The 6,051-nt window shown below is 28.4% G+C and carries 6 protein-coding genes; 5 read left to right on the forward strand and 1 reads right to left on the reverse strand.

Annotated features, from left to right (window positions below; genetic code table 11):
• Window positions 1–94 precede the first annotated feature (94 nt).
• The 5 genes from rsmA (at window position 95) to G3997_RS00125 (ending at window position 4,536) form a co-directional block, all read left to right on the forward strand.
• Entirely contained in the window at window positions 95–964 is an 870-nt protein-coding gene (rsmA, locus tag G3997_RS00110) for a 16S rRNA (adenine(1518)-N(6)/adenine(1519)-N(6))-dimethyltransferase RsmA (RefSeq protein WP_296646132.1), read from the forward strand.
• Window positions 965–1,032: 68 nt separating this feature from the next.
• Window positions 1,033–1,527, forward strand: coding sequence for a hypothetical protein (locus G3997_RS11345; RefSeq protein ID WP_330616141.1), 495 nt, complete (start codon window positions 1,033–1,035; stop codon window positions 1,525–1,527).
• 359 nt (window positions 1,528–1,886) lie between these two features.
• Window positions 1,887–2,288, forward strand: a complete 402-nt coding sequence (locus G3997_RS11350; protein ID WP_330616142.1) for a hypothetical protein — start codon at window positions 1,887–1,889, stop codon at window positions 2,286–2,288.
• A gap of 88 nt (window positions 2,289–2,376) precedes the next feature.
• Window positions 2,377–3,492 (forward strand): M20/M25/M40 family metallo-hydrolase, encoded by a 1,116-nt coding sequence (locus G3997_RS00120; protein ID WP_296646136.1) that lies wholly within the window; start codon window positions 2,377–2,379, stop codon window positions 3,490–3,492.
• 234 nt (window positions 3,493–3,726) lie between these two features.
• Window positions 3,727–4,536, forward strand: coding sequence for a hypothetical protein (locus tag G3997_RS00125; RefSeq protein WP_296646143.1), 810 nt, complete (start codon window positions 3,727–3,729; stop codon window positions 4,534–4,536).
• 54 nt (window positions 4,537–4,590) lie between these two features.
• Here G3997_RS00125 and murC read toward each other — a convergent pair whose 3' ends face one another.
• On the reverse strand, window positions 4,591–5,946 hold the full coding sequence (gene murC / locus G3997_RS00130; RefSeq protein ID WP_296646147.1) for a UDP-N-acetylmuramate--L-alanine ligase: 1,356 nt from the start codon (window positions 5,944–5,946) through the stop codon (window positions 4,591–4,593).
• Window positions 5,947–6,051: the final 105 nt, after the last annotated feature.

Below are 6,051 nucleotides of genomic sequence, written 5' to 3' on the forward strand. Positions count from 1 at the left end.
AGTTAGTAGAGAAGAATTTGAACAAGCATTAAATCAAATATAATATATAATAAAATTCACAATATGTGAAAATAAAATAAATAGGAGAATCATAATGGATAGACTTTCATCACATAGAGCCACAAAAGACGTTGTAGAAAAACATGGCTTTAAATTTTCTAAATCATTAGGACAAAATTTCTTAATAGATGATAATGTAATAGACAGAATACTTTCAGGTGCTAGACTTTCTGAAGGTGATAAAATAATAGAAGTAGGACCTGGTATAGGAACACTTACTCGTGAAATGGGAAAAGTAGCAGACAAAGTTGTAGCTATAGAAATAGATAAAACTTTAATACCTATTCTACGTGAAACATTAGGAGAATTTGACAATATTGAAGTAGTGAACCAAGATATATTAAAGGTTGATGTAGAAGAATTAGTAAAAGAAAAATTAGATGGAGGACCAGTTAAATTAGTTGCAAACCTTCCATACTATATAACAACTCCAATAGTTATGAAATTCTTAGAAGAAGATATACCAGTTACTGATATAGTAGTAATGGTACAAAAAGAAGTTGCAGACAGAATGAATGCTCAGCCATCAACAAAGGATTATGGTGCTTTATCAGTAGCAGTACAATATTATTGTGACACAGAAATAGTTGCAAAAGCTCCAAGACATATGTTTATACCGCAACCAAATGTAGATTCAACAGTTATAGGGCTTCACGTAAGAGAAGAAAGAAAATATCCTGTAGATAATGAAGATATATTCTTTAAAACTGTAAAGGCAGCTTTTGGTCAAAGAAGAAAAACTCTACTTAATGCTTTAGGTGGATTAGGATTCTTAAGTAAAGATGAAATAAAAGAAGTATTAGCAATGGCTAACATAGATGAAAAAAGAAGAGGAGAAACTCTTTCAATAGAAGAATTTGCAACTTTAGCAAATGCTGTAAATACAAAAGTACCTTCAAAATAATTGAAGGTACTTTTTTTATACAGTTATTCATATACTATCTAGAGATATTATGTTAAGGGGGGACAAAAATGGCGACTAAAAGAAAATTTAAAAGAGATTATATAATTCTTGAAGCTAAGGATATTAACTTTAGATATAGCGAAAGAGCTTTACCTAAAGCATTTGCTAAAGTAGAAATAAATGAAGAAAAATCATCAGTAGCCTTATATGTAGAGAACCTTAAATGCGTTAAAGAGGGATATAGAGTAGTTGCTATACAAAGTGATTATGAAACACTTGAATTAGGAAATATATTATTAAGTGAGCAAGGAAAAGGTGAATTTGTATTAAATTTAGATAGAAATGATATAGAAATAAAAGGTATAGCAATGTTATACGAGAAACAAGTTCCACTTATAGGATTTAAGGGAAGTAAGATAGATAACTATGAAGAGATATTATTTGCAGGAGAAGAAGAGTACGAAGAAGATTATAGAGATGAGTTTGACGATGAAGATGACGATGATGCAGAATATGAATATGAAGAAATTGAGTATATAGAGATAGATGAATTGAGTATATAGAGATAGATGAAGATGATGACGATGCAGAATATGAATATGAAGAAATTGAGTATATAGAGATAGATGAAGATGAACCAGAGTATAGTAGAGGTGATTCATCTGATGAAGAATATGTAGAAGATAATAATCAAGATAATAAAGTAGAAGAATATGAGGAAGTTGAAGAAAATGAAGAGCGTAAATTAGAATATGTACCAGTTCAAGAAAAAGTAAAACCGCAACAAAAACAAACAGATAAGTATTCAAAATATAAAGAAAAACAACAAGTAAATCAAAAAAAATATATAAAACAAGAGAGAAAAGAACCACAAAGTCAAAGCAATTCTTATGAATCAACGAAAACGGCTGGAACATTATTAATGCCAAGACAAATTAAAAAAGGATTAAAACACTTTAAAGAAGTAAAACCTTTTATAGAAGAACCAGTAGAAAATACTAGATGGTGGAAAATTGAAATAAATCCTTTAACTTTATCTGGATATGCTATGCCAAACTTAGGCTATGTAAATACTTTAAACTATACTATGTATAGTGATACAGTTATGAATTCATATAAATATAGACATTACTTATTTGGAGTACAGTATGATGAATATAATAAGAGAAAAAATTATATATATGCAATACCTGGTAAAAACGATGAGCAACCAGATAAAGGCCATACAGGGTTCACAACATATCAACCATGTGATACTAGAAATGATAAACTAGGATATTGGTTGTGCTTCATAGATTCTAGAACTAGAAAAATTTTAAAATAATTATAATATATTTGCATAGTGAAAAAATTGACATATAGATTTTGAAAAACTAAAATATATATATACTATATATTTTGGAGGGAGTAAAATGGTAAATAAACAAAGGTTAATAGATGAATTCTTAGAATTAGTACAAATAGATAGTCCAACTTCAAAAGAGGGTAAAATAGCTCAAGTTTTAGTTAAAAAACTTGAAGAAATAGGGTGTGAAGTTGAAATAGATAACGCTGGAGAAAAAACTGGTGCAGAAACAGGGAATGTAATAGCAACATTAAAAGGAAATAGAGAAGGTAGAAAGATATTATTCAGTTCTCATATGGATACAGTTAGCCCATCTATAGGGGTTAAACCAATAATAGATGAAGTTAATGGAATAATAAAAAGTGACGGAACTACAGTACTTGGTTCAGATGATAAAGCTGGTATAGCAGCTATATTAGAAGCTTTAAGAAATATAAAAGAAAATAATATAGATCACGGTGATATACAAGTAGTATTCTCTATATGGGAAGAAGGCGGATTACATGGAGCTAAAAATCTAGACTACTCTAAAATAGATGCAGAGTATGCATTCGTATTAGATAGTGGTGGATCTCCAGGAGAAATAATAGTAAAAGCACCTGCTCAAGATGCTATAAAAGTTAAGATAACTGGTAAATCAGCTCATGCAGGATTACAACCAGAAAACGGTATAAGTGCTATAATGGTAGCATCAAGAGCTATAGAAAATATGAAATTATTAAGAATAGACGAAGAAACTACTGCAAATATAGGTATAGTTAAGGGTGGAATGGCTACAAACATAGTTATGCCAGAAATAGAAATATCTGCAGAAGCTAGAAGTTTAAGTGAAGAAAAACTAGATGCTCAAACTAACCATATGGTAGAAACATTTAAAAATGCTGCTAAAGAATTTGGAGCAGAAATAGAAATAAATGTTAATAGAGCATACGGACCATTTAGAATAGATGAGAATGATGAAATAGTTCAATTAGCTAAAAGAGCTTTCTCTAATATGAATATAGAAGGAAAAACAGCTTCTACTGGTGGAGGTAGTGATACTAACATACTAAATAAGAACGGCATAAAAGCAGTTAACCTAGGAATAGGAATGAAAAAGGCACATACGTTAGAAGAATATATAGCTATAGAAGATTTAATAAACTCTGCAGTAATGGTAGGGGAAATAATAAAAGAAGCTTAATATATATAAAATAAGTATCTCTTAAAGAGATACTTATTTTTGATTATAAATAATTTGAAATCTTAAACATTATAATAGTTATTTTGAGTTAATCATATAAAAGATTGAAATTTAAGTATATTTCCTAGGAAATATATATAATTATAATTATTACTTAAAAAATACATTATTACTTAAAAAATACATAGAAAAGTAATATAATTATTTAAGGACTATATAAACATGGAGGATAAAATGGCAAAAAAAAGAAAACTTAAGAAAAGTGTATTAGTAGGGATGTCTATAGTTGTTTTCTTTATAGTTTATGGAATTGCTTTTTATGGATTTACATATTTAGAAAATAAAGATAAGCCAAAAACAGAAGTTAGTGAAGAAACAAAAGAAGATAATAGAGATCTTATGACTCAATTAAAGAGTAAGAAAAAGATTTATATGTCTAGTGGAGATATAAAAAATATAAAAGTAGAAGAAATTTATTGGGATGAAATAAAGTATGAGCTTACTAAACTTTCAAAGGTAAGAAATCAAGAAAAGTTTACTCCAACATATACTGGATACTCAGATGATGGTATAAGATTTTCAACTGACTTAGATTTCTTTAGAATATATACAGTCAACCAAGAGGTATATTATAAAGTTCCTGTAGCAGAGAAGAATAAACTAGATACTCTTTTAAATGGTAGTATATGTACATCATTTGACTTTGTTAAGCAATATAAAACATGGAAAAGTGTAGAAATATCTTATAATAATAAAACTAAAACTATACATAAATGGAAATATGACGATTTAGTATACAAAATGTCAGCAAAGAGAACTGTAGGTAAAGTACAACCAGAAAAGAATAAAGACAGAAGTAAGTATAACTTTATCATAGATATAAAAGGCGATAATTATGATTTAAAAGTAGAAACAATGGGACCATATTATGTAAAGATATCATCAAATAAAGGAATGGCTTACTATGAAGTATCTATAGCACTATATGAATATTTAAGAGATGAGATATTTAAATTACCAGTTGAATCAGATAGTTATGAATAAAATAAAAAAATAGAGACTAAAATAAATAATTTTAGTCTCTATTTTTTTATTTTATTATTTACCTGAAACTAAAGCTTCAGCAACTTGATAAATAGGTCCAGCTCCTGCAGTTATAACTAAGTCATTATCTTTAACATTTTCTCTTAAATACTCAGTTATATCTTCAAACTTGCTTATATAAGTCACATCTACATTGTTTTGGTATAATTTTTCTACTAAATCTTTAGAATGAATATCACCTGGATCATTTTCTCTAGCTGCATATATATCAGTTATTATAACTTTATCAGCAGAGTAGAATGCTTCAGCAAATTCATTTAATAAAGCTTTTGTTCTAGTATAAGTATGAGGTTGGAATATACACCATAAAGTTGATTTCTTTAACTTTTTAGCAGCAGATAAAGTTGCTTTTAACTCTGTTGGATGGTGAGCATAATCATCAACAACTAACGCACCATTGTAATTTCCTTTAACTTCGAATCTTCTACCAACTCCATTATAAGATTTTATATTTTTTCTTATAACTTCTAAATCGATATCAGAAACATATGCAGTAAGGATTGCAGCACAAGCATTGTAGATGTTGTGTATTCCAGGAACAGAAAGTTCAAATCTACCTAAATCTGTTTCGTTAAAGCTTAAGTTAAATATTCCATGTCCGTTTTCATTAAATTCTATGTTTGATATTACAGCATCATTAGATGAGTTAGTACCATATTTAACTATAGTAGCTTTCACATCGTGTAATATATCTCCTGTATTTTCATCATCACCATTTATTATGAAATATCCGTTTTTAGGAAGAAGTTTTCCAAACTTGTTGAAAGAAGCTTTTATTTCTTCTATACCAGAGAAGTAATCAAGATGATCTTCTTCAATATTTAAAACGATAGATATTTTTGGGTTAAAATTAAGGAAACTATCAACATATTCGCATGCTTCTGTTATAAAATGATCTGAATTACCTATTTTAACATTACCACCTATAACACTTAAGTTACCACCAACTAATATAGTAGGGTCTAAATCAGCATATTCGAATATAGTAGATAACATCGAAGTTGTTGAAGTTTTACCATGAGTTCCAGACACAGCTATAGAATTTTTATACTCCCTCATTATCTGACCTAAGAAAGCTGCTCTGTCCATAGTAAGTTTATTTTTTTCTTTAGTAGCTATCATTTCTGGGTTATCCTCATGAACAGCTGCAGTGTAAACAACCATATCTACATCATCAGAGATATGTTCTTTAGCATGACCTATAAATATATTAGCACCTTGATTTCTTAATTTATCTAAAAGATATGATTCATTCATATCTGAACCAGAAACTTTATATCCTTTGTTTAGACAAATTTCTGCTAAAGCACTCATGCTAATACCACCAATTCCTATAAAGTGTATCTTCATAACAAAACCACCTTTCTTTTTAATTAAGTTCTACAATATGAACTATGTTTGTGGTATAATATTACAATGTTCAATATTTTATAATAAATATACATATAATACATA

Source organism: Romboutsia sp. 13368 (genome assembly GCF_018336475.1).
In the GTDB taxonomy this organism is placed as follows: domain Bacteria; phylum Bacillota; class Clostridia; order Peptostreptococcales; family Peptostreptococcaceae; genus Romboutsia.